Source organism: Paenarthrobacter sp. R1, assembly GCF_030264015.1.
Taxonomy (GTDB): Bacteria; Actinomycetota; Actinomycetes; order Actinomycetales; family Micrococcaceae; genus Arthrobacter; species Arthrobacter ureafaciens.
The window spans coordinates 4,621,582-4,644,610 of sequence record NZ_CP127115.1 but is presented as its reverse complement, the minus strand read 5'-3'; the positions used below and the strand labels follow the sequence as shown (position 1 = coordinate 4,644,610).

Sequence of the window (23,029 nt, the reverse complement as noted above, 5' to 3'; positions counted from 1 at the left end):
GGTAACCGCTTCTGCCAGCGCGGTTTGGGTGACTCATCGGATCGGTGAGAGAATTAACGGGAGCCTTTGGAGCGTGATTATTCAGCTGTGACACGAGAGAACAGTCCCCTGCAGCAGGTGCCCGGGGATCCGGACGCCTACTCGAGCGACCCCGAGGTCCATAGCATCACTGATGCAGCAGCTGCACACTCCGAGGACATGCGCGAACGCATGATCAAGTATTCAATAGCCATGGGCATTCGCATGGTCTGCATCGTCCTCATTTTCGTAGTGGATGGCTGGTTCAAGATCCTCGCCGTGGCTGGAGCTGTCTTCCTGCCCTGGATCGCGGTGGTTATTGCCAACGGCAGCGACAAAGCCGAAGTCCACAGTGATTCATTGCTGGACTACGTCGCCGTGCCGGAGATTGAAGGCACCAGCCAGTCCGGCAGCGATGAGGAACCCGAAGCGGATGACTCCGTCACCCTCCTCCAGGGCGAACTGGCGGATGACGAAACTCCCGCGGGCGACGATGCATCAGAGGAAGCCGGGAACGCCGGCGACGAACGGGCAGCTTCATGAACATCTTCAACCTCGGCGGCTTGGGCGGCGAGGAATCCCCGCGCGCCGCGGCGCCTGAACAATGCTCGCGCAAGGGATGCCGGGCAGCGGCCGATTGGCAGCTCCTGTGGAACAACCCCAGAATCCATACACCTGAACGCCGCAAGGTATGGCTCGCATGCAACGAGCACCGGGCCTGGCTTGAGGATTACCTGCAAACGCGGGGTCTGTGGAAGGAAACCGTGCCTTTCGGATCCGCGGCAGCGTCAGTGGGCGGGACAGCCTGAATGTACCGTTTCCTGTTTTCCAGCAAGTGGCTGGGTTACTTTGTCCTGGCCGTCATCTTCGCGACGGCGTGCGTCTTCCTTGGCCGCTGGCAGATGGATCGGCGCGCCGAGACACTGGCTGAGATTGACCGCGTCGTCAGCAACTACTCAGCTACCCCGGTGCCATTCGCCGATGTAAAGGACCAGTTCCGCCACTTGGATCCGGACCGTGAATGGACCCAGGTGGAGTTGCGCGGCAGCTATGACGTCGACGGGCAGCGGGTAGTCCGCAACAGGCCGCTCAATGGCCAACCCGGCTACGACGTCGTTGTTCCATTCCGCCTGACCACCGGCGAAACAGTGATCATCGATCGCGGCTGGCTACCGATTGGCAACAACACTCCGGGAAGGCCCGACGTCGTTCCATCGCCTCCTGCAGGTGAGGTCACGGTCGTCGCCCGCCTCAAGCCGTCCGAGCCGAAACTGGACCGCGGCGCGGTGGAAGGCCAACTCGCTTCCATCGACCTTCCGGGATTTGCCGAGGAACTGCCGTACACCATCGAAACGGGTGCCTACGGGCAGCTGGCAAGTGAGACTCCCCCTGTGCAGCCGATGCCTACGCCGTTTCCCAAGCCGGCCACTGAAGAGGGAACCCACCTTTCATACTCACTCCAGTGGTTCGCTTTCGGAGTGTTGATGTTCATCGGCTTCGGCTACGCTGCCCGCCAACAGGCACGTAACGCGGCAATCGATGCTGAGGACGATGAAGACGACGACGTCATCGCCGCTGCAGGTCCCCGGAAGCGGCCGGCACCGGCCCCCCGGCGAAACAAGAAGCCCACGTCGGAAGAAGAGGAAGACGCGATTCTGGATGCCCAAGGTTACTGAAAAGATCCCGGAGCCGGTCCTGTCGGTCAAGGCGGCGCTCACGGCGCTTGGCGTTGCGGATACCGTACGGATCTTCGACGAGGAAGTTCCGACGGCGGCAGCCGCAGCTTCCGTTCTGGGCTGTGAGGTCGCTGCCATCACCAACAGCCTCATATTTGAGGTAGACGGCGAACCTCTTCTGATCCTGGCGAGCGGCGCAGCGAAAGTCGACACGGCACACGTCGCCCGCCGGCTGGAAACGGGACAGATCCGCCGCGCCAAACCCGAATTCGTCCTGGCGCACACCGGCCAGGAAGTGGGCGGCGTGGCACCAGTGGGCCACCCCGCAAAGATCCGCACCATCCTGGACAACTCATTGAGGGTTCACTACGAACTGTGGGCAGGCGCAGGAGACCATCACTCGATGTTCTCCATTACCTACGAGGACCTGCGGCGAATCACCGACGCCGAAGAACTCGACGTCCGTTAGCCCGGCTGCGCCCGCGGCGCGGGCTTACGCCAGCGTGATCAGATCGAGGTAGTCCTCGTTCCAAAGGTCCTCTACGCCGTCGGGAAGCAGCACAACGCGTTCCGGATTGAGCGCTGCAACGGCTCCTTCGTCGTGGCTGACCATGACGACGGCTCCGGTGTAATTCTTCAGGGCGCCCAGGATTTCCGCGCGGCTGGCGGGGTCGAGGTTGTTGGTGGGCTCATCCAGCAGCAGCACGTTCGCGCTGGAAGCGACGATCGTAGCCAAGGCCAAGCGGGTTTTCTCACCGCCGGAGAGCACTCCGGCAGGCTTGTCGACGTCGTCACCGGAGAAGAGGAAGGAACCCAGGATCCCCCGGACCTCCGCATCCTTCATATCGGGCGCGGAGGAACGCATGTTCTCGAGCACCGTGCGGTCGTGGTCCAGGGTTTCGTGTTCCTGCGCGTAGTAGCCGACCTTGAGCCCGTGGCCCGGGATGATCTCTCCCGTATCCGGTTTGTCCACTCCCGCGAGCATGCGCAGCAGCGTCGTTTTGCCTGCACCGTTGAGGCCCAGGATGACCACCTTGGAGCCCCGGTCGATGGCCAGGTCAACGTCCGTGAAGATTTCCAAAGACCCGTAGGACTTGCTCAGCCCCTCGGCGGTCAGCGGAGTCTTGCCGCAGGGCGAGGGCTCAGGGAAGCGCAGGGCTGCTACGCGGTCCTGCTCGCGCACCGCCTCAAGTCCGCTCAACAGACGCTCGGCACGCTTGGCCATGTTCTGGGCCGCCACGGCTTTGGTGGCCTTCGCGCGTATTTTGTTGGCTTGGTCCAAAAGGACCTGGGCCTTCTTTTCGGCGTTGGCACGCTCGCGCCGGCGGGCGCGTTCGTCAGTTTCGCGCTGCTGGAGATACCGCTTCCAGCCCATGTTGTAGTAGTCGATCTGGGCACGGTTGGCGTCGAGGTGGTAGACCTTGTTTACGGTCGCTTCGAGCAGCTCAACGTCGTGGCTGATGACGATCAAGCCGCCTTGGTGGTTCTTAAGGAAGTCACGCAGCCAGCTGATCGAGTCGGCGTCGAGGTGGTTGGTCGGTTCGTCCAGCAGCAGAGTCTCGGCGGACGAGTAGAGGATGCGGGCGAGTTCCACGCGGCGCCGCTGGCCACCGGAGAGGGTCTTCAGCGGCTGGTTCAGGATGCGCTCAGGCAGTGCAAGGTTTGAGGAGATGGCAGCAGCTTCAGCCTCGGCTGCGTATCCGCCCCCCGCAAGGAACTCAGCTTCAAGCCGGTCGTAACGGTTCATGGCCTTGCGCTGGACGGCGGCGTCCTCGCTGGACATCTCGGCCTGGGCCTTCTTGAGCTTGCCGACGACGGCGTCCAGGCCACGGGCCGACAGGATGCGGTCCCGCGCCAGCTGTTCCATGTCCGGGGTGCGCGGGTCCTGTGGGAGGTAGCCGATTTGCCCGCTCCGGGTGACTTTGCCGCCGGCAGGCAGGCCTTCCCCGGCGAGTACACGGGTGAGAGTAGTCTTGCCGGCACCGTTGCGGCCGACAAGTCCGATTTTGTCCCCTTTGTCCACCCTGAAGTTGACCTGGTCCATCAGCAGGCGTGCGCCGGCACGAAGTTCTAGGTCCTGGACGTTAATCAATTCGGGTGATGCCTTTCAACGGGGAACGCCTGCGGCACCGGACAATCCGGTGGAAGCGGCGGGAACTGCTGTGAGAACAGCCTTATCAAGTCTACCGGCAGGCTGGAGGCCAACAAACACGACGGATATTTCCCGGAACACTGCCCCACTCTCCAAAGAACCGCGGCCGGTCTTTGTGGAGAGGCTCCAAAATGGCCTGCCGCCGCGCTCCGTACCCTCGAAAGAGTGGGCAGTGCCCGCTTAAAACGCACCAACTTTTCCGCAGAGGATCCCCAATGACCCAGACCCATTCCACCAAGGGCCCCGGCGCAGCGGCCCGTCGCCGTTGGAACGCCACCGACCTCGGACTCGTGGCCGTTTTCGCGGCCCTCGTGGCCACCTCCGCCATCGTTCCCGGCATCCCGGTCGGCGCCCTCGGGGTGCCGATCACGCTTGTCACGTTGACGGTGATGCTCAGCGGACTGGTGCTGGGCGCAGGGAGGGGGTTCGCCGCCGTCGGGCTTTATGTCCTGCTGGGACTAGCCGGCCTACCCATCTTCAGCGGCGGACGCAGCGGACTTGGCATCCTGGCAACACCGTCTGCCGGCTATATCATCGCTTTTCCCTTGGCCGCGGCAGCCACCGGGTACTTGACGTCGTTGATCATCCGCAAGACCGTTCGGTTCCGTGCGGCGCTACTCTTTGCAGCCACCATGGCCAGCAGCGTCCTGATCATCCACGCACTGGGGATCGTGGGCATGATGGTTAACGGCAAGCTTGACCTTCCCAAGGCCTTCCTCGCGGACCTTCCGTTCTACCCGGGAGATATCCTGAAGAATGTCCTCGCGGTAATTATCGCAGTGGCACTTCATAAGGCATTTCCTGACGTCCTGGTGCGCCGGGTTAAAAGGGCAGGCTCCACTTCTTCATGAACTCCATCAACTTCAGCAACGTCTCAGTCGCCGTCGCAGTAGATGGCAGCGACGCGCCCAAGACGCTGCTGCAGGATGTAAGCCTCGATCTGCGCGAACGACGGATCGGCGTCATCGGGGCCAACGGCTCCGGGAAGTCCACGCTGCTGCGCCTGGTCAATGGGCTCGTGGAGCCGAGCCAAGGATCAGTTGTGGTCCACGGCCACAACACCGTCCACGACGTCCGCAAGGTCAGGGCAAACGTCGGTTTCGTCTTTACCGATCCCCTCTCCCAACTGGTGATGCCAACAGGCCGCGAGGACGTCGAGTTGTCGCTGAGGCGCAGCATCAAAAACAGGCAGGAGCGGGCTTCCCGCGCAGAGTCCGTTCTGGAACGGTTTGGAATCCTGCACCTGGCGGACCAGAGTATCTACGAACTTTCGGGCGGGGAACGGCAACTGCTCGCGCTGGCAGCCGTGCTGGCGGTCGACCCCGCGGTTCTGGTCCTCGACGAGCCTTCCACCCTGCTGGACCTCAGGAACCGCGAATTGCTGCGCCGCACCATGTCCGGCCTGGAGCAACAAGTCATCATGTCCACGCACGATCTGGACCTCGCCGCCGACATGGACCGCGTGTTGGTGGTCGAAGCCGGGAGGATTGTGTTCGACGGCGGTCCGTCCGCTGCGGTGGCACATTACCGTGCGCTGTGCGCGGCGAGCCTGGACGGTCCGGGCCGATGAGGGGGCACGGCTTCCTGCTGGCGAACTATGTCCGTGGAGATTCGCTTGTCCACCGCACTCCCCTCTGGGCCAAGTTCCTTGTGGTGGCTGCATGCGGCGCTGCTTCTTTCCTGATCGTCGACTGGCTGGTATCCCTGCTGGTCCTGGCACTTTTGTGCGGGATCTTCCTGCTCACGGGGGCCGGCTTCCGGAGGCTCCTGCGGGCTGTATGGCTTGTAGCGCCGATCCTCCTTGTCATCGGGGCATTCCAGTGGTGGCAATTGGGCGGCCCTACGGCTGCACGCATCGTGCTGAACGTTCTGGTGTGCGTGGTGGCGGCGTCCATCCTGACGGCCACTACCCCGGTCCAGGACCTGTTGGACGGAGTGGTCCGGTTGGCCCGGCCCTTCCGGCGCTGGGGCGCGGATCCGGAACGTTTTGCCCTCACCATCGCCATCATGCTCCGGAGTATCCCGTTCATAGCCGGTGCCTTCAGCGATGTGCGGGATGCGGCGCGTGCACGCGGATTGGAACGAAACCCGAAGGCCCTCATCCTGCCGGTGTTCATTAGCACTGTTGCCTATGCGCGGCAGACGGGCGACGCCTTGGCCGCACGGGGCCTCGGCGAAGCCGACGATTACCCGGAACCGCCTCCGGGCCGGGGCTAGAACCGACGGTACTTCACCAAGGCCGCGGTACCCATGCCCCCGGCGATGCTGATCATCGCAATACCCGTGACTTCCCGCTGCCGAAGTTCGTAGTCCCGCCGCGCCTGCGCCAGCAGCCGGGTTACCAGGACCGCGCCCGAGGCGCCGTAGGCATGCCCCAAGGCCAGTGCTCCCCCATCGAGGTTGGCACGTGCAGCGTCAATGCCCAGATGGTCGAGGCAAGCCAGCGTCTGCGAGGCGAAAGCCTCATTGAATTCGACCAGGTCCAGCTGCTCCGGATTCATGCCGTGGCGTGCCAACAACTGCTCCGCCGCGAAAGCTGCCCCGATGCCGAGCAACTGTGGCTCGACCCCTGAAGTGCCGCTGTCCAGGACAAGCAGCCCGTCCTTCACACCCATGAGGCGGGCCCGTCGCAGGGAGGTGACGACGACGGCGGCCGCTGCGTCAGCGTCGAAGCAGGAGTTCGCGGCCGTGACGGAACCTTCCGGTACAAAAGCTGCCGGGAAGCGCGCCATCAGCGCAGGACGAAGGTTGGGCTTGGGGCCGTCGTCCGCGGTTACTGGCCGGCCGTCGACGTCCAAGGGCACTGTTTCGGCAAGGAAGGTGCCTGCAGATGCCGAAGCGACTGCCCGCTGGTGGCTTCGGAGGGCAAAGTCGTCCTGCCGGTCGCGGCTGATCGCGAAGTGCCGGGCGACGATCTCGGCCGCCACGCCCATGTCCGGGTCACCGAAGGTAGGCGGCACGAAGGCGGCCCGCGAGTAGAAGTCCAGTCCGCCGTCGTCATTCCTGTGGGCTCGGGCCGGAGCGGTACTGACGCTCTCCACGCCGCCCGCCAGGTACAGTGGATCGCCGCCGGCGGCCACAAGCCGCGAAGCCAGGGCAATGGCGTCCAAACCGGAACCACACTGCCGGTCCACCGTGATGCCGGGGACGGAGACAGGCAGGCCTGCCTGGAGGGCGGCAAACCGGGCCACATTGCCGCCACCGCCCACCGCGTTGCCCATCATGACGTCGTCCACGTCCGCAGGCTCAGCACCCGTTTGTTCCATCAAGGCTGACAACACGGGCGCCAGCAGATCGGCGGCACGGAGTCTCTTCAAGGCGCCGTTCGCCCTGCATACCGGTGTACGGAGCGCGGCGATGATCACCGGCTGGCGGGAGGGGTCGATGTCCGCTAAGCGGTCGTTCTGCCCCGACGCCCCGGACTGGTCAGTGAAGGGGCTGGATGCGGGCATCATGGTTTTTTATCCAGTCCAACAGGAGCGAACGACTGATCTTTCCCCGATCAGTGATGGGCAGTTCGGAAAGGACGTAGTACTGCAGCGGCCATTTGTCCCTGGCCAGCAGACCGTCAAGTCCGGTACGCAATTGCGTCGCAGTGACGGCGCCATAGGCGGGTACGACGGCGGCAATCACCTTTTGGCCGCGGACGTCATCCGGTGCTCCTGCCGCAACGGCCACCTCAATCCCCGGAACCGACGCCAAGGCAAGTTCGACCTCGTGCGGATAAACGTTCTTCCCGGCCGTGATGATCATGTCCGAACGCCGCCCAAGAATGTGGAGCACGCCGCCTTCAAGGTAGCCCTGGTCCCCAACGGTGTACCACCCGTCCAAGCACCGGAGGGCCTGACCGTCGTCACCCCAGAGGTACCCGTTGCTGACCATTCCGCTGCGGACGCTGATGTTGCCGTGTGCGCCGTCCGGCACGGGCACTCCGTCATCATCCAGGATGCTCAGTTCCACCCCCGGGAACGGGCGCCCGATGCCCGTTCCTCCAACGTCCAGAGGTTGACCCGCTGCCAAGCGGGTTCCGGAAACAAAGCTGAGCTCGGACGCTCCGTAGTACTCGTAGAGCGCTGCGTTTGGTGCCCACCTGCGGGCCGCTTCAAGGGTGCGTGCATCCAGCTTGGAACCTGCGCAGATGATGCTGCGGACGCCGGAGGCATCCACGTCGCCGGCCAGGCCGCGTTCGCTCAGCAAACGCAGCATGGTCGGCGTCACGATCAACCGCGTGATGCCGTCGTGGCTGATCGCGGCGTGGGCATCGCCGACGTCAAAGGATTCAAGGGTGTAGAAGGCCGAGCCGGCGTAGAGACACTCTGACAAGGCATAAAGGTTGAGGCTGGAAGAAAGTGGACCTGCGGCGAGGGTGCGGTCGTCTTGCGTGAGACCGAAGAATTCGATGGAGGCGTCGAAGGAAACGCGCCACGAATGCCTCGAACGGGTGAACGCCTTTGGCACCGAGGTGGTTCCGGACGTGAGTCCGACAAGGAACGTCGATGAAGGATCGCCGTCACACAGCACTCCGCAGGAATCCCGGCCCGATCCCGTGATGCGCGAGGCGACTTCGTCGATCATCGCCGGCGGCCACGACGGATCCAGGACCGCGCACCGGCGCTCCCCCGCCAAAGCCGCAGCGTAACGGGCCACGAACTCCGTGGAATTTCGCTCGGCGAGGACCGTGGTGTCGGACGTGGTGGCGAGCAACCCGGTTGCTGCGTCGCGCAACTCCGACCAGGAGAGCCTGCTGCGCCCGACCACCACGGCAGTGTGGTGGGGGCGGTCATCGGCCCACAGTTGAAGGTTGTTCAGGAAAGGCATCCCCGCAATTTTACGGCAGTGTGCGCCATCGGACACCAATAGTGACGTCTATTCTGACTGTATGAGTTTCAATGACGGCGCACAGCTTGATCCATCGCAGGTAGAAGACAGACGCGGCAGCGGGCTGGGCCGTGGGACCAAGATCGGAGGCGGAATCGGTGGCGGGATCGTAGTACTGCTACTGGCGCTCCTTGGCTTCAATCCCAACATCCTTGGGGACCTGGGTGGCGGCAGCCAGCCGCCGGCCATAGAAAGCGGCAGCGGCGGCGGTGTCAACGAATGCCGGACAGGCGCCGACGCCGACAAGCGCCTGGATTGCCGCATCACGGGAACCGTGAACAGCCTCAACGCTTTCTGGCCTACATACCTCGCCGACTACAACGTCCGGTACTCGCAGCCGGGAACCGTCATCTTCGACCAGGCCACCAACACCGGCTGTGGAGCGGCCACGACTGCCGTTGGCCCCTTCTACTGCCCGGCGGACGTTAAGGCCTACTTCGATCCGGGCTTCTTTGACGAACTGGTCACCCGATTCGGTTCCTCCGGCGGGCCACTGGCCCAGGAGTATGTGGTGGCTCATGAGTTTGGACACCACGTGCAGAACATCCTCGGCAACCTGGACCGCGCCCAGCAGGATCCGCAGGGACCGCAGTCCGGAGCCGTTCGCGTGGAACTCCAAGCCGACTGCTACGCAGGGCTCTGGGTCCGCCACGCCTCCTCGCAGGCGGACCCAGCCACGGGCCAGCCCTTCCTGGATCCCATCACGCAGGAAGACCTGCAGGATGCCCTGTCGGCTGCATCCGCCGTCGGCGATGACCGCATCCAGCAAGCGGCCACGGGCAGGGTCTCACCCGAATCCTGGACCCATGGTTCCAGCGAACAGCGGCAGAAGTGGTTCTACCAGGGCTACTCCACCGGCGACATCAACAAGTGCGACACGTTCGGCGTTGCAGTGCCATAGCGGTTGCCACCACGCAAAATGGCTCCGGGCACAATGCCCGGAGCCATTCTTTGTGTCCGCATTCAGCGGAAAGTTTGATCAGATGTTGAAGCCGAGGGCCCGCATCTGGTCTTTGCCGTCGTCGGTGATCCGCTCGGGACCCCATGGCGGCATCCATACCCAGTTCAGGCGCCAGTCATCGACGATGCCGTCCAAGGACTTGCCCACCTGCTCTTCCAACACGTCGGTCAGCGGGCAGGCCGCCGTCGTCAGTGTCATGTCGATCAGGAGCGCGCCGTCTTCATCGGAGTACTTGAGCCCGTAGAGCAGGCCCAGGTCAACGACGTTGACACCGAGTTCGGGGTCGATGACGTCCTTGAGCGCTTCCTCGACGTCCTCGAGGCTGGTGCGCGCAGCGTTGATTTCGGTCATAAGGTGATCCTAACTAGGCCTGAGCGGCAGGAGCAACAGCGACGCCCGAACCTGCGGCGTAGCGATCGTAACCCTCTTCTTCGAGTCGGTCGGCGAGCTCCGGGCCGCCTTCTTCGACAACCCGGCCGTCAACGAATACGTGGACGAAGTCCGGCTTGATGTAGCGCAGGATGCGGGTGTAGTGGGTGATGAGCAGGGTGCCCATGTTGCCCTGTGCATGGGCGCGGTTCACACCTTCGGAGACAACCTTGAGTGCGTCGACGTCAAGGCCGGAGTCAGTCTCATCCAGGACAGCGAACTTCGGCTTGAAGAGCTCGAGCTGAAGGATCTCGACGCGCTTCTTCTCGCCACCGGAGAAGCCTTCGTTGACGTTGCGCTGGGCGAAGTCGGCGTCGATGCGGAGTTCCTGCATGGCAGCCTTGACATCCTTGGTCCAGGTGCGGAGGGCAGGGGCCTCGCCATCGATGGCGGTCTTGGCGGTGCGCAGGAAGTTCGTCATGGTGACGCCCGGAACCTCAACCGGGTACTGCATCGCCAGGAAGACGCCCGCACGGGCACGCTCGTCGACGCTCATTTCCAGGACGTCTTCGCCGTCGAGGGTGATGCTGCCGCTGGTGACCGTGTAACGCGGGTGGCCTGCGATGGTGGAGGCAAGGGTGGACTTGCCCGAGCCGTTCGGCCCCATGATGGCGTGGGTTTCGCCGGTCCTGATGGTCAGGCTGACGCCCTTCAGGATCTCCTTGGTGCCCTGCTCCGTCTCGATGCTGACGTGCAGGTCCTTGATCTCAAGAGTAGACATGCTCTTCTTTCTTTCCGTTCGTAGGTCTGGAGGTACTCGGCGCGCTCAGTAGTTGTTGACCGGGGCGCCGTTCACAACGTTGGTCACGTCCACGTAGACGTCGTCGCCATCGATGGTGACGGCGAAAACGGGGACGGGGTCGTAGGCAGGCAACTGAAGGGGTTGGCCGCTGCGCAGGTCGAACTGGGAACCGTGGCCCCAACATTCGATGGCGCAGCCCTCGACCTCGCCCTCGGACAATGAGATGTCAGCGTGCGAGCAGGTGTCGCCGACGGCGTGGATTTCGCCCATCGAGTCCTTGACGATGGCTACCGGGTAGTCGTCGATCAGGACACGCAACGCCTGCTTGACCTTGATGTCGTTGGCGTTGCAAACCAGTTCGCCCTTGATGTGATCACTCATGTTTGTTCTGTTGCCTGTCGTGTCGGGAGACGCTAGTTGTCTGACGCAGTGAGTTAGTTGTCTGTCGCAGCGAGTTCGCGCTCAACCGCAGCGGTCAGGCGTTCCTCGATGGCCGGGACCTTGATCTTCTGGATGATTTCGTTGAGGAAGCCGCGGACCACGAGCCTGCGGGCAACATCTTCCGGAATACCGCGCGCCATGAGGTAGAACAGGTGCTCATCATCAAAACGGCCGGTGGCGCTGGCATGGCCCGCACCCTCGATGAGGCCGGTTTCGATCTCGAGGTTCGGCACGGAGTCAGCGCGGCAGCCATCGGTCAGGACCAGGTTCTGGTTCTTCTCGTAGCTGTCAGTGCCCTCGGCGTTCTTCTGGATCAGAACGTCGCCAACCCACACGGTGTGCGCACCTTTGCCCTGGAGAGCGCCCTTGTACAGGACGTTCGACACACAGTTGGGCTGCGCGTGGTCAACAAAGGTGCGGTGCTCCAGGTGCTGTCCTGCATCGGCAAAGTAAAGGCCGAAGAGTTCGGCCTCGCCACCGGGGGCGGCAAAGCGTGCCGTCGGCGTAACCCGGACTAGGTCGCCGCCAAGGCTGACCACGATGTGCTTGAACTTGGCATCGCGGCCGATTTTCGCTTGCTGCGACGACGCGTGAACGGAGTCGTCGTTCCATTCCTGCAGGGAAACGACCGTGAGGTCGGCGCCGTCTTCGACGATGATCTCCACGTTCTCGGACACGACTGCGGAGCCTTCATGGCCCAGGACAAGCACGGCCTTGGAGAACTTCTGCGCAACGACAACCACGTGCTGGGCAGCTGCCTCGGTGCCGGCGCCCGCGAGGGTCACCGTGATCTCCGACTCAAGCGACGTCTCCGAAGGAACCGTGATGACCGTGGCTTCCTTGAAGTTTGCCCAGGCGTTGGCGGAAACCCGGTCTTCCGGAATGCCGGCCAGGCCGATGCGCTGGTCATCGCGGCCCACGGTCTCCACCGTGACACCGGCAGGGGCGGACACAGTGGTGGTGGGAGCTGCGCCGGTCAAGGCCTCAGTGTGGAGGCCGCGCAGGCGGCGAAGCGGCGTGAAGCGCCAGTCTTCTTCCAAGCCGGTCAATGCCTTGAAATCGTTCAGTTCATAAGAGGTCAAACGACCGGCCCGGGAGCTGTCCGGAACGCCGACGCCGCCGCCATGCGAATGGCTCTTGGCCGAAGCGCCCGCGAGCGGACCTGCGGAAGGCTGTTCCGCCGTCGAACCTGACGCGTTGATGGGCGAAAGATTCTCGCCCTCCTCCGTGAAGCCGTCGATAAAGGGCTGGGCTGAAGGCGCGCCGATACGGGCCTTTTCGGTAGTGATATCAGTCATTGTTAACCGACGGATCCTTCCATCTGAAGTTCAATCAAGCGGTTCAGCTCAAGGGCGTATTCCATGGGCAGCTCGCGGGCGATCGGCTCAATGAAGCCGCGCACGATCATGGCCATGGCCTCGTCCTCCGGCATGCCGCGGGACATCAGATAGAACAGCTGCTCTTCGCTGACGCGTGAAACGGTGGCTTCGTGGCCCAGTACGACGTCGTCCTCGCGGATGTCGATGTACGGGTAGGTGTCCGAACGGGAGATCGTGTCCACCAGGAGGGCATCACAGCGGACCGTGTTGGCTGAGTGCTTTGCGCCCTCGCGGACCTGGACCAGGCCGCGGTAGGCAGCACGGCCGCCACCGCGGGCCACCGACTTGGAGATGATGGAGCTCTTGGTGTTCGGCGCGATGTGGACCATCTTGGAGCCGGTGTCCTGGTGCTGCCCCTCACCGGCGAAGGCGATGGACAGGGTTTCGCCCTTGGCGTGCTCGCCAACCAGGTAAACCGCCGGGTACTTCATGGTCACCTTGGAACCGATGTTGCCATCGACCCACTCCATGGTGGCGCCTTCTTCGCAGATGGCGCGCTTGGTGACGAGGTTGTACACGTTGTTGGACCAGTTCTGGATGGTCGTGTAGCGGACGCGGGCGCCCTTCTTCACGATGATCTCCACAACGGCCGAGTGCAGTGAATCCGAGGTGTAGATCGGAGCCGTGCAACCCTCGATGTAGTGCACGTAGGAGTCTTCGTCCGCGATGATCAGCGTACGTTCGAACTGGCCCATGTTCTCCGTGTTGATGCGGAAGTAGGCCTGCAGCGGGATCTCTACGTGGACACCCTTGGGCACGTAAACGAAGGAACCGCCGGACCAGACCGCGGTGTTCAACGAAGCGAACTTGTTGTCACCCACCGGAATGACCGTGCCGAAGTACTCCTGGAAGATTTCCGGGTGCTCCTTCAGTGCGGTATCCGTGTCCAGGAAGATGACGCCCTGGGCTTCCAGGTCCTCACGGATCTGGTGGTAGACAACCTCGGACTCGTACTGGGCGGCCACACCGGAAACGAGGCGGCTGCGCTCAGCTTCGGGGATGCCGAGCTTCTCGTAGGTGTTCCGGATGTCCTCCGGGAGGTCTTCCCACGTTGCAGCCTGCTTCTCCGTAGACCGGACGAAGTACTTGATGTTGTCGAAGTCGATGCCGGAGAGGTCTGCACCCCAGGTAGGCATGGGCTTGCGATCGAAGTACTTCAGGCCCTTGAGGCGCAGGTCGAGCATCCATTCGGGCTCGCTCTTCTTCTCGGAGATGTCACGGACAACCTCCTCGCTCAGGCCACGGCGGGCATTGGCGCCGACGTCGTTCTTGTCGGCCCAGCCGTATTCGTAGTTGCCGATACCGTGCAACTCGGGATTCTTTTCCAGAATCTCCGAGATCACAGTGCCGTCAGCTACTGCCTTCTCTGCTGTTCCTTCAGCTAATTGACCCGTCATCACGGCCTTTCTTGCTGGTTGTTTGATTCCTGGGACGGGCTTCCCGCCGGCACTGCAGTGCCGGGGAGCACTGTGGCCGAGGGGCGCCCGGTAGGTATATGGGTGGTGCAGACGTGACCGCCTTGCGCCAAAGTGGACAGCCGGCGCACGTCGACGCCCACCAAACGGGAAAACACTTTGGTCTCCGTATCGCAGAACACCGGGAATTCGGCAGCCAGTTGCTGGATTGGGCAATGGCCCTGGCACAACTGGACGCTGGAGAATTCGGCGGGCAACGGAGCTTTGGCTTCAATCGAGTGTGCCGACGCTACGTAGCCGTCGCGGCTGAGTGCCTGGGACAGTGCCATGGCGCGCGAGGTGATGTCGTCCCCGGCAGCTTCCACCTCGGGTGCGTAGCGGCTCTCCAGCTCAGCGAAACGTTCTTCCGCATACTCACGGACGGCGTCTGCTCCGGCAATGGCCTCAAGCTTCCGCAGGGCCGAGCTTGCGATGTTCAGGTAATCGTCCCCGAGCTTTGACTGGCCCTGGGAACTGAGGACATAGCGGCGTGCCGGGCGACCGGCGCCGGAGCCTGCCTTCGCTACCCGCTTCACCTCTATGACGCCGTTGCGCTCAAGGTGGTCGAGGTGCCTCCTGACAGCCGCCGGCGTGAAACCGAGTAGATCGCCCAGTTCGGCGGCGCTGACCGGACCGTTTTCGAGCACGGCGCTGAGCACGCGGTCGCGCGTGCGATCTTCAGCGTCCGGCAGCGCGGGAGCCGCCATGGGGGCTCCGGCTGGTGCCGCATGCCGCTTTGATGGCATGGAAACGGGGGTGCTCACGGAATACACAACATAATCATGTCGTAATTTGTTTCCGGTCTCTAGTAAGGCGAGACTGACCTCACCTTCCCAACCGCATGTGACCGTACTACTTCGCGTAGAATACTTTGGTGCGATCCACCGACTCCCCTGTCCTCAGCATAGACGGACTCGTCAAGGATGTGGGCCCCCTGGCCTCCCTCGACGGCAAGATGCTCCGTGTAGTGAGTGACCTTTCCCTTGTGGCCGGTCGCGGCGAAATCACCGCGCTCCTGGGTGCCAACGGGGCCGGTAAGACCACCACCCTGGAATGCGCACAAGGACTGCAAAAACGCACCGGGGGCACCATCTCCCTCCTTGGCCAGGATCCTGATACCGCAGGTGCGGAACTGAGGTCCCGCGTCGGCGTGATGCTCCAGGACGGCGGCCTCCCGCCGTCGGCCCGTCCCCTGCCGCTGCTGCGGCATATTGCCGGCATGTACCAAAAGCCCATGGAGCTGGGCCGCCTTGTTGACCGTTTGGGCATCGACCAGTTCAGCCGGACGTCCGTGCGCCGCCTCTCCGGTGGGCAGAAGCAGCGGCTGGCCCTGGCGGCAGCCCTGGTGGGCAACCCCGAGATCCTCTTCCTCGACGAGCCGAGCGCCGGACTGGATCCGCAGTCGCGCCAGATCGTCTTCGAGCTCATTGCCGAGCTCCGCGACGCCGGCATGGGAATTGTCCTGACGACCCATTTGATGGATGACGCGGAACGGTTGGCCGATTACGTCTACATCATCGACGGCGGCCACAACGTCGCCGAAGGCACTGTCGCGGAGTTGCTGGCCCAGGAGCATTCAGCGGATATCGCTGACAGGACCCTGTACTTCGACATTCCGCCAGGGCTCGAACTGGGAGCTGCCCTCAGTGCCGGACTGCAGGTGACGCAAACCCGTGCGGGAAGTTTTACCGTCAGCGGGGCACTAACACCGGCGGACCTGGCTTCGCTGGCAGCCTGGTGGGCGGAAAAGGACATCTTGCCTGCATCGCTTCGCCTTGAGGCACGGAGCCTCGAGGACGTATTCCTGGATATCTCCGGAAGGGATCTTCGATGAGCCCGCTCCTCGGCACCAATGCCGGTCCCGCATCCCTGACGCGACGCATCCTGCAGCAGGGACGCTACGAGACCATCACCATGCTCCGCAACGGCGAGCAACTCATCCTGGCCATCATCCTGCCGCTCCTTGCATTGCTTGGATTGGTTGTCACGCCGCTGCTGGACGGTTTGGGCGGTGCGCGTGTGGACATCGCCACCCCCGGCATCCTTGCCCTCTGCGCCATGTCCACGGCGTTCACCGGACAAGGAATCGCCACCGGCTTCGACCGCCGCTACGGGGTACTTCGGTTCCTTTCCACCACTCCCCTGGGCCGCGGCGGGCTCATCGCCGGCAAGATCCTCGCGGTGTTGGTGGTGTTGTTCCTCCAGGTGGTGGTGGTCGGCGTCATCGCAGCGTTCCTGGGGTGGCAACCCCACCCGTCCGGTTGGCTTCCCGGGCTCGCGATCCTGGTTTTGGGCGCCGCGGCTTTCACGGCCCTGGGCCTCCTGGTAGCGGGCACCGTCCGTCCCGAGGCAACGCTGGCCATCACCAACTTGTTGTGGATCCTGCTGGGCGCACTGGGCGGCATTGTGGTTCCCGCCGAACGCTTGCCGGGCCTCGCCCAGGCCATCGTGCATTTCCTGCCCTCCGGGGCGTTGGGAGAAGCACTCCGGGACGCTTTCCAGTACGGATTGGTACCCGTCCCCGCCGTCGTAGTCCTCTTGCTGTGGACGGTTCTTGCCGGAGCCGCAGCCATCCGCTGGTTCAAGTGGAACTGACCCCAGAAGAATCGAGAATCCTGTGAGCACGGCATCGCGCCTACCAAAGACCGTACAGCGGCTTACGTCCAAGCTGCCCACGGAGGTGAACCGCACCGTACGCCGCCTGGCGGTCCTCTCCTTGATCGGCCAGACAGTCCTTGTGGTCACCGGCGGAGCCGTGCGCCTGACCGCATCCGGGCTGGGCTGCCCTACCTGGCCGCGTTGCACCGATGACTCCCTGGTCAACACCCCTGAGATGGGCATTCATGGCTTCATTGAGTTCGGCAACAGGCTCCTGACGTTCGCCCTTGCCGCGGTAGCCGCGTTGATGCTCGTCTACTTGTGGAACCTCCGCAAGGAACGCCGGGACCTCTTCCTGCTTGCCTTGGGCCTGCTCGCAAGCATCCCTGCGCAAGCAATCATCGGTGGCATCACGGTCCTTTCCGGCCTCAACCCGTGGGTGGTCGGGTTGCATTTCCTCGTCTCCATGGCGCTGGTTGTCGTTGCCACGCTCCTGGTCAACAGGGCATTTGGCCGGACCGGGCAGTTCATGAACAGGACGCTTGCACCGCTCCCGTCCATCCTCCGTCCCGCGATGATGGCCGTCCTGGTCTTCTCCACCATCGCGGTCATGCTCGGCGTGGTGGTGACGGGTGCCGGCCCCCACGCCGGCGACGCCGACGCTCCCCGGAACAACCTCGACTGGGACCTGTTCTCCCACATCCATGCCATCCCGGCCTACGTCATCACGGCTGGCTCGCTGTTCGCCGTCTACCTGGTGTTGCGGCACAAAATCAGCGGCCCCTTCCGTACGGCTGCCTTCCTCATGCTCGCGGTCACAGCTCTCCAGGCCGTCATTGGCTTCACGCAGTACTACAACGGCATCCCCGCGCTGCTGGTGGGTGCCCACATGCTGGGTGCGGCACTGCTCATGAGTGCCTCGACCAACGCTGCAGACCTCGCCAAGGCCAGCCCCGTTAAGTAGCCGGAGGCGCCCTGTAACTCGGGCGTTCCTCTTTCATGTCCCGTCGGGTTTCGGGGGTTCCTCTGTCACGTCCCGTCGGGGTTCGGGCGTTCCTCTGTCATGTCCCGTCGGGCTTTGGGTGTTCCTCTGTCACGTACCGTCGGGGTTTTGGGCGTTCCTCTGTCACGTACCGTCGGGGTTTCCGAGGATGCTCTCCCATGACGTAGACGGGACTTGGGCAACTGCATCCGGGGGGGCTTCCGGCAGGACTTCAAATTCGAGGTGGAATTCTTGGCACATATGCTCAGCATGCGGGACGGCTTGGGGTCTGATCTCGGGCGGTCATCACGAAAACTCACGCCGGAGTGCCGGCGTCGGGCTTTTTACGTTGCCGGCGTCTGGGCGACATGACCGGACGGCCTCAGTCGCAGAGGATGTGGCTAAGTGCCTTGGGATGTGCCAGAGGAAACGGCTACCCGGGTTGGGATGTGGGAGAGGAAACGGCTACCCGGGTTGGGATGTGGGAGAGGAAACGGCCACCCGGGCTGGGATGTGAAAGAGGAAACGGCCACCCGGGCTGGGATGTGAAAGAGGAACGTTGGGCGGGCAACAACAAAGCCCGACGTCGACGCTCAGGGGCGAGCGTCGACGTCGGGGTGTGGCGGGTTGGGCCGCTTTAGGCGACTAGCCGCCGATGAGGGGTGAACCGACGAACGGGTCGACGGCCAAGGCGATGAAGAGCAGTGTCAGGTAGCTGATGGAGCCGTGGAAAACCTTCATTGCGCCCTTGTTGGAGACGTCCCCGCCCTGTGCCCGTTTGTAGAGGGCGTGGCTTTCGTAGAGGAACCAGGCGCCGGTGGCAACGGCCGCGATGGTGTAAACCCACCCTGCTCCACCCACCGGAATCATCAGCAGCGAGCAGGCCACCATGGCCCAGGCGTAAAGGACAACCTGCACCGAGACGACCTTGGCGCCCGCAATCGCCCCGAGCATGGGGACCTTGGCGTTCCGGTAGTCCTCGCCGTAGCGCATGGACAGCGGCCAATAGTGCGGCGGAGTCCACAGGAAAATCACCATGAACAGTACAATGGCCGGCCACTCAACGGTGTTGGTGACTGCGGACCATGCGATGAGGACAGGGAAACAACCTGCCGCGCCTCCCCAGACGATGTTCTGGGCGGTGCGGCGCTTGAGGATCATCGTGTAGATGACCACGTAGAAAACGATCGCGCCGAGGCCCAGCCAAGCGGAGAGCGGGTTGGCGCCGAACCACAGGATGGCGATGGCGGCCGCACCGAGGAGCCATGCGAAGACAATCGCTTCACGCGGGCTGACCTCACCGGTGACCAACGGCCGCTTCTCCGTGCGGTGCATGAGTTTGTCGATATCGCGGTCGATGTAGCAGTTGAACACGCCTGCGCTGCCGGCAGCGAAGGCACCACCCACGAGGGTTGCCAGCATGAGCCCGATGGACGGGAATCCCCGCTGGGCAAAGATCATGGTGGGCAACGTGCTCACCAAAAGGAGTTCTATGACGCGCGGTTTGGTGAGAGCCAGATACGCCTTGAGCTTGCGGGAAAATCCAATGCTCCCCCGGGCCGGGGTCGCGTTGACGGGCGTATCAGTTGTGCTCACGACGGCAGTCACTCTGTTCTATGCTCTCGGGGTTTGCGCAGCGGCAGCGTCCTGATTCGCGGAATGAACCGCGGGCGCGCGAGCCGCTGGAGGCCTCCAAATATCATACCGTGGCCGGAAGCGGGCCCATGTCCGCAAAATACGCCAATGTTTCTGACTCTTCACTACCGGCTGACGCCATGGTGATTCATAAAAGCTGTTTTTCTGTCCAGTTAGTGGGATTTCCTGAGCTTTGGACCACATTTAGGGCTAAGCTGTGAAGCAGATCAGCGCGCGTCGATCTTCCGGGAAACCGTATTCTCGGACTGTCCGTGTGTCTGGAAGAAAGATCAACGTTTCAATGGTGAACGGCTGGTAGACACATTGCAGCGGGCGCCATCTGAGCTTCCTGCGCGGTCGTGTATCCGCTATCCCGCCGTCAGCACAGAGAGGGGCTCGGTTTTCGTGCCACATTTGGAAGAGCAAGAACTGTCCTGGACCGATCTGGACCAGAAGGCTGTTGACACCGTTCGCGTGTTGGCTGCCGACGCTGTGGAGAAGGTCGGGAACGGCCACCCGGGTACGGCCATGAGCCTGGCGCCCGCGGCTTACCTGCTTTTCCAGAAGCTGATGCGCCACGACCCCAAGAACCCTGAGTGGATTGGCCGCGACCGGTTCATCCTCTCCCCCGGCCACACTTCGCTGACGCTCTACATCCAGTTGTTCCTCTCGGGTTACGGCCTGGAACTGAAGGACCTTGAGGCGTTGCGTACCTGGGGCTCCCTGACCCCGGGCCACCCCGAGTACAAGCACACCGCAGGCGTGGAAATCACCACCGGCCCGCTGGGCCAGGGCCTCGCGTCCTCGGTCGGGTTCGCTTACTCCCAGCGCCGCCAGCGCGGCCTGTTCGACGCCGATGCTCCCGCCGGCGAGTCGCCGTTCGACCACACCATCTGGGTCATCGCTTCCGACGGCGACCTGCAGGAAGGCGTGACCTCCGAGGCTTCCTCGCTGGCCGGCCACCAGGAACTGGGCAACCTCGTAGTGATCTACGACGAGAACCACATCTCGATCGAAGACGACACCGACGTTGCGTTCACCGAGGACGTTCTGAAGCGTTACGAAGCTTACGGCTGGCACACCCAGCGCGTGGACTGGACCAAGACCGGCGAGTACGTCGAAGATGTCCAGGAACTCTACTCGGCCCTGCTGAAGGCCACGGCAGAGACCACCAAGCCGTCCATCATCTCGCTGCGCACCATCATCGGTTACCCGGCCCCGAAGAAGCAGAACACCGGCAAGATCCACGGTTCGGCCCTCGGTGCCGAAGAGGTTGCCGCTCTTAAGACCGTTCTTGGCTTTGATCCTGCGAAGTCCTTCGAGGTCGATGAAGAGGTTCTCGCCCACGCCCGCAAGGTTGTTGAGCGTGGTTCCGAAGAGCGCGCTGCCTGGCAGAGCAAGTTCGAGGCATGGCAGGCGTCCAACCCGGATGGTGCCGCACTCCTGGAGCGCATCGAGGCAAAGAAGCTGCCCGTGGGCATCGACGCAGCCCTGCCGGTGTTCGAGGCGGGCAAGGACGTTTCCACCCGTGCAGCTTCGGGCAAGGTCCTGAACGCGATCGGCCCGGTCCTCCCGGAACTCTGGGGCGGTTCTGCCGACCTCGCCGAGTCCAACAACACCACGATCGAGGGCTCGCCGTCGTTCATCCCCACCTCGCGTTCCACCGACGCCTGGAAGGGCAACCCCTACGGCCGTGTGCTGCACTTCGGTATCCGCGAGCACGCTGCTGCCTCGATTGTGAACGGCATCGCCCTGCATGGCCGCACCCGTGCGTTCTCCGGCACGTTCCTGATCTTCTCCGACTACCAGCGCCCGGCCATCCGCCTCGGCGCGCTGATGGGTGTTCCCTCGCTGTACGTGTGGACGCACGACTCCATCGGCCTGGGCGAAGACGGCCCCACCCACCAGCCTGTGGAGCAGCTCGCTTCGCTGCGCGCCATCCCGGGCCTGGATGTTGTCCGCCCGGGCGACGCCAACGAGGTTGCCGCAGCCTGGAAGGTCATGCTCGAGAACCACGAGAACCCGGCAGGCATCGTCCTTACCCGCCAGAACATCCCCACGTACGCACGTGGTGAAGGTGAAGCCAGCGGTGACACGTTCGCGTCCACCGCCGGCGTGGCAAAGGGCGGCTACGTCCTGGCCGAAGCCTCCAAGGGCGGCGAAACTGTTGACGCCCAGGTGATCCTGATCGGCACCGGTTCCGAGGTCCAGCTCGCCGTCGCAGCCCGCGAAGCCCTCCAGTCCGAAGGCATCGCCACCCGCGTTGTCTCCATGCCGTGCGTTGAGTGGTTCAACAAGCAGGACGAGGCATACCGCGAGTCCGTCCTTCCGTCCGACGTGAAGGCACGCGTTTCCGTCGAAGCCGGCCTTGCCCAGGGATGGCGCGAATTCGTTGGGGACGCCGGCCGTTCCATCAGCCTTGAGCACTTCGGCGCCTCCGCCGACTACAAGCGGCTCTTCACGGAGTTCGGCATCACCGCCGAAGCCGTTGCAGCCGCTGCCAAAGACTCGCTCGCAGCCGTCAACGCATAACTGACTGCGAACTTCGAAGGAGATAAAAGACATGACCAGCACTCCCACGCAGCAACTCTCCGACGCCGGCGTTTCCATCTGGCTCGATGACCTCTCCCGCACCCGCCTGGACACTGGCACGCTGCAGAAGCTCATCGACGAGAAGAACGTCGTTGGCGTAACCACCAACCCGTCCATCTTCCATGCCGCGATCACCGCCGGCACGGACTACGATGCGACCATCGCAGCGAAGGCTGCAGAGGGTGCCAGCGTTGAAGAAACAATCTTCGCCATCACCACCACCGACGTCGCCGACGCCTGCGACCTCTTCGCACCTGTCGCTGCCGCCACCAACGGTGTCGACGGCCGCGTTTCCATCGAGGTGGACCCCCGCCTCGCTTGGGACACGGAAGGCACGATCGCCGAAGCGAAGCAGCTGTACGCCACGGTGAATAAGGACAACGTCCACATCAAAATCCCCGCCACGCTCGAGGGCCTCGAGGCCATCACGGCCGTCCTGGCCGAGGGCATCAGCGTCAACGTGACCCTGATCTTCTCCCTGGAGCGTTACCGGGCCGTCATCAACGCTTTCCAGTCCGGCTTGGAGCAGGCGAAGGAAAACGGACACGACCTCTCCAAGATCCACTCTGTGGCATCCTTCTTCGTCTCCCGCGTGGACACCGAGATCGACAAGCGCCTGGACGCCATCGGCACCGAAGAGGCCAAGGCACTCAAGGGCAAGGCCGGCGTGGCCAACGCCCGTCTTGCCTACCAGGTCTACGAAGAGCTGTTCTCCACCGAACGCTGGGCAGTTCTGGCCGAGGCCGGAGCCCTTCCCCAGCGTCCGCTGTGGGCCTCCACAGGCGTCAAGGATCCGGCCTACCCGGATACCCTCTACGTCACCGAGCTTGTTGCCCCCGGGGTCGTCAACACCATGCCGGAGAAGACCCTCGACGCAACCTTCGACCACGGCGTGGTTACCGGGGACACCGTGACCGGTACCTACGAAGAGGCCAACAGCACCCTTGATGCCCTCGAGAAGCTCGGCGTTTCCTACAACGACGTCGTGGCCCTCCTTGAGTCCGAAGGTCTGGATAAGTTCGTGGCCAGCTGGAAGGAACTGCTGGCCGACGTCGAAGGCGCACTTGCAACTGCACGGAAGGCTTCCTAACC

General features: G+C 63.3%; 23 protein-coding genes. 13 read left to right on the top strand and 10 right to left on the bottom strand.

Annotation, left to right across the window (positions count from 1 at the left end; genetic code table 11):
• Positions 1-66: 66 nt before the first annotated feature.
• Genes QN084_RS22015 through QN084_RS22000 form a run of 4 tightly spaced genes read left to right on the top strand, consistent with a single transcriptional unit; the run spans position 67 to position 2,163 of the window.
• Positions 67-561 (top strand): DUF3099 domain-containing protein, encoded by a 495-nt coding sequence (locus tag QN084_RS22015; protein WP_062096857.1) that lies wholly within the window; start codon positions 67-69, stop codon positions 559-561.
• A complete protein-coding gene (locus QN084_RS22010) occupies positions 558-827 on the top strand; it encodes a hypothetical protein (protein WP_021470438.1) in 270 nt (89 codons plus the stop codon). The genes QN084_RS22015 and QN084_RS22010 overlap by 4 nt, the downstream gene beginning before the upstream one ends.
• Positions 828-1,694, top strand: a complete 867-nt coding sequence (locus QN084_RS22005; RefSeq protein WP_021470437.1) for an SURF1 family cytochrome oxidase biogenesis protein — start codon at positions 828-830, stop codon at positions 1,692-1,694. It abuts the gene before it with no gap.
• Positions 1,678-2,163 carry a YbaK/EbsC family protein gene (locus QN084_RS22000; protein ID WP_021470436.1) on the top strand — a complete coding sequence of 162 codons (486 nt, stop codon included), beginning with the start codon at positions 1,678-1,680 and terminating at the stop codon, positions 2,161-2,163. Before QN084_RS22005 ends, QN084_RS22000 begins: the two co-directional genes overlap by 17 nt.
• Before the next feature lie 24 nt (positions 2,164-2,187).
• Here QN084_RS22000 and QN084_RS21995 read toward each other — a convergent pair whose 3' ends face one another.
• Positions 2,188-3,786: an ABC-F family ATP-binding cassette domain-containing protein gene (locus tag QN084_RS21995; RefSeq protein WP_069694404.1), complete on the bottom strand. Its 1,599-nt coding sequence runs from the start codon at positions 3,784-3,786 to the stop codon at positions 2,188-2,190.
• Between the two features lie 275 nt (positions 3,787-4,061).
• Here QN084_RS21995 and QN084_RS21990 point away from each other — a divergent pair, with 275 nt between their 5' ends.
• From QN084_RS21990 to QN084_RS21980, 3 genes are read left to right on the top strand one after another with little or no spacing between them, the layout of a single operon-like run.
• The gene (locus tag QN084_RS21990; RefSeq protein ID WP_021470434.1) at positions 4,062-4,697 is read left to right on the top strand and encodes a biotin transporter BioY; all 636 of its coding nucleotides are present in this window, start codon (positions 4,062-4,064) and stop codon (positions 4,695-4,697) included.
• The gene (locus tag QN084_RS21985) at positions 4,694-5,416 is read left to right on the top strand and encodes an energy-coupling factor ABC transporter ATP-binding protein (RefSeq protein ID WP_021470433.1); all 723 of its coding nucleotides are present in this window, start codon (positions 4,694-4,696) and stop codon (positions 5,414-5,416) included. The genes QN084_RS21990 and QN084_RS21985 overlap by 4 nt, the downstream gene beginning before the upstream one ends.
• Entirely contained in the window at positions 5,413-6,063 is a 651-nt protein-coding gene (locus tag QN084_RS21980; protein WP_021470432.1) for an energy-coupling factor transporter transmembrane component T family protein, read from the top strand. The genes QN084_RS21985 and QN084_RS21980 overlap by 4 nt, the downstream gene beginning before the upstream one ends.
• Here QN084_RS21980 and QN084_RS21975 read toward each other — a convergent pair.
• Both QN084_RS21975 and QN084_RS21970 read right to left on the bottom strand, forming a co-directional pair.
• Positions 6,060-7,301, bottom strand: coding sequence for a thiolase family protein (locus QN084_RS21975; protein WP_374978462.1), 1,242 nt, complete (start codon positions 7,299-7,301; stop codon positions 6,060-6,062). The two genes, QN084_RS21980 and QN084_RS21975, sit on opposite strands and share 4 nt — an antisense overlap.
• A complete protein-coding gene (locus tag QN084_RS21970) occupies positions 7,273-8,664 on the bottom strand; it encodes a class I adenylate-forming enzyme family protein (RefSeq protein WP_168529570.1) in 1,392 nt (463 codons plus the stop codon). Before QN084_RS21970 ends, QN084_RS21975 begins: the two co-directional genes overlap by 29 nt.
• A 61-nt stretch (positions 8,665-8,725) precedes the next feature.
• Between QN084_RS21970 and ypfJ the strand changes: the two genes are divergently transcribed.
• Positions 8,726-9,625: a KPN_02809 family neutral zinc metallopeptidase gene (gene ypfJ / locus QN084_RS21965; protein WP_021470429.1), complete on the top strand. Its 900-nt coding sequence runs from the start codon at positions 8,726-8,728 to the stop codon at positions 9,623-9,625.
• A 78-nt stretch (positions 9,626-9,703) separates the two neighbouring features.
• On the opposite strand, the gene QN084_RS21960 is transcribed toward ypfJ, so the two are convergent.
• The 6 genes from QN084_RS21960 to QN084_RS21935 are packed head-to-tail and all read right to left on the bottom strand — an operon-like array spanning position 9,704 to position 14,876.
• Positions 9,704-10,036, bottom strand: coding sequence for a metal-sulfur cluster assembly factor (locus tag QN084_RS21960; protein ID WP_021470428.1), 333 nt, complete (start codon positions 10,034-10,036; stop codon positions 9,704-9,706).
• Positions 10,037-10,049: 13 nt separating this feature from the next.
• Positions 10,050-10,835, bottom strand: coding sequence for a Fe-S cluster assembly ATPase SufC (gene sufC, locus QN084_RS21955; protein ID WP_021470427.1), 786 nt, complete (start codon positions 10,833-10,835; stop codon positions 10,050-10,052).
• Positions 10,836-10,880: 45 nt separating this feature from the next.
• Positions 10,881-11,237, bottom strand: coding sequence for a non-heme iron oxygenase ferredoxin subunit (locus tag QN084_RS21950; protein WP_021470426.1), 357 nt, complete (start codon positions 11,235-11,237; stop codon positions 10,881-10,883).
• Positions 11,238-11,290: 53 nt separating this feature from the next.
• Positions 11,291-12,595, bottom strand: coding sequence for a Fe-S cluster assembly protein SufD (gene sufD / locus QN084_RS21945; RefSeq protein WP_021470425.1), 1,305 nt, complete (start codon positions 12,593-12,595; stop codon positions 11,291-11,293).
• A 2-nt stretch (positions 12,596-12,597) separates the two neighbouring features.
• Positions 12,598-14,073, bottom strand: a complete 1,476-nt coding sequence (sufB, locus tag QN084_RS21940) for a Fe-S cluster assembly protein SufB (protein WP_021470424.1) — start codon at positions 14,071-14,073, stop codon at positions 12,598-12,600.
• Complete coding sequence (locus QN084_RS21935) at positions 14,073-14,876, bottom strand: helix-turn-helix transcriptional regulator (RefSeq protein WP_031215925.1); 804 nt, start codon at positions 14,874-14,876, stop codon at positions 14,073-14,075. The genes sufB and QN084_RS21935 overlap by 1 nt, the downstream gene beginning before the upstream one ends.
• Before the next feature lie 128 nt (positions 14,877-15,004).
• Between QN084_RS21935 and QN084_RS21930 the strand changes: the two genes are divergently transcribed.
• The 3 genes from QN084_RS21930 to QN084_RS21920 are packed head-to-tail and all read left to right on the top strand — an operon-like array spanning position 15,005 to position 17,692.
• A complete protein-coding gene (locus QN084_RS21930; RefSeq protein ID WP_062096852.1) occupies positions 15,005-15,964 on the top strand; it encodes an ABC transporter ATP-binding protein in 960 nt (319 codons plus the stop codon).
• Positions 15,961-16,725 carry an ABC transporter permease gene (locus QN084_RS21925; RefSeq protein ID WP_021470421.1) on the top strand — a complete coding sequence of 255 codons (765 nt, stop codon included), beginning with the start codon at positions 15,961-15,963 and terminating at the stop codon, positions 16,723-16,725. Before QN084_RS21930 ends, QN084_RS21925 begins: the two co-directional genes overlap by 4 nt.
• Before the next feature lie 22 nt (positions 16,726-16,747).
• On the top strand, positions 16,748-17,692 hold the full coding sequence (locus QN084_RS21920; protein ID WP_021470420.1) for a COX15/CtaA family protein: 945 nt from the start codon (positions 16,748-16,750) through the stop codon (positions 17,690-17,692).
• Between the two features lie 663 nt (positions 17,693-18,355).
• Here QN084_RS21920 and QN084_RS21915 read toward each other — a convergent pair.
• Positions 18,356-19,318 (bottom strand): heme o synthase, encoded by a 963-nt coding sequence (locus tag QN084_RS21915; protein WP_069694402.1) that lies wholly within the window; start codon positions 19,316-19,318, stop codon positions 18,356-18,358.
• 441 nt (positions 19,319-19,759) lie between these two features.
• Here QN084_RS21915 and tkt point away from each other — a divergent pair, with 441 nt between their 5' ends.
• Together tkt and tal are read left to right on the top strand one after the other, a co-directional pair.
• Entirely contained in the window at positions 19,760-21,877 is a 2,118-nt protein-coding gene (gene tkt, locus QN084_RS21910; RefSeq protein ID WP_069694401.1) for a transketolase, read from the top strand.
• A gap of 31 nt (positions 21,878-21,908) precedes the next feature.
• The gene (gene tal / locus QN084_RS21905; protein WP_062096849.1) at positions 21,909-23,027 is read left to right on the top strand and encodes a transaldolase; all 1,119 of its coding nucleotides are present in this window, start codon (positions 21,909-21,911) and stop codon (positions 23,025-23,027) included.
• Positions 23,028-23,029 lie beyond the last annotated feature (2 nt).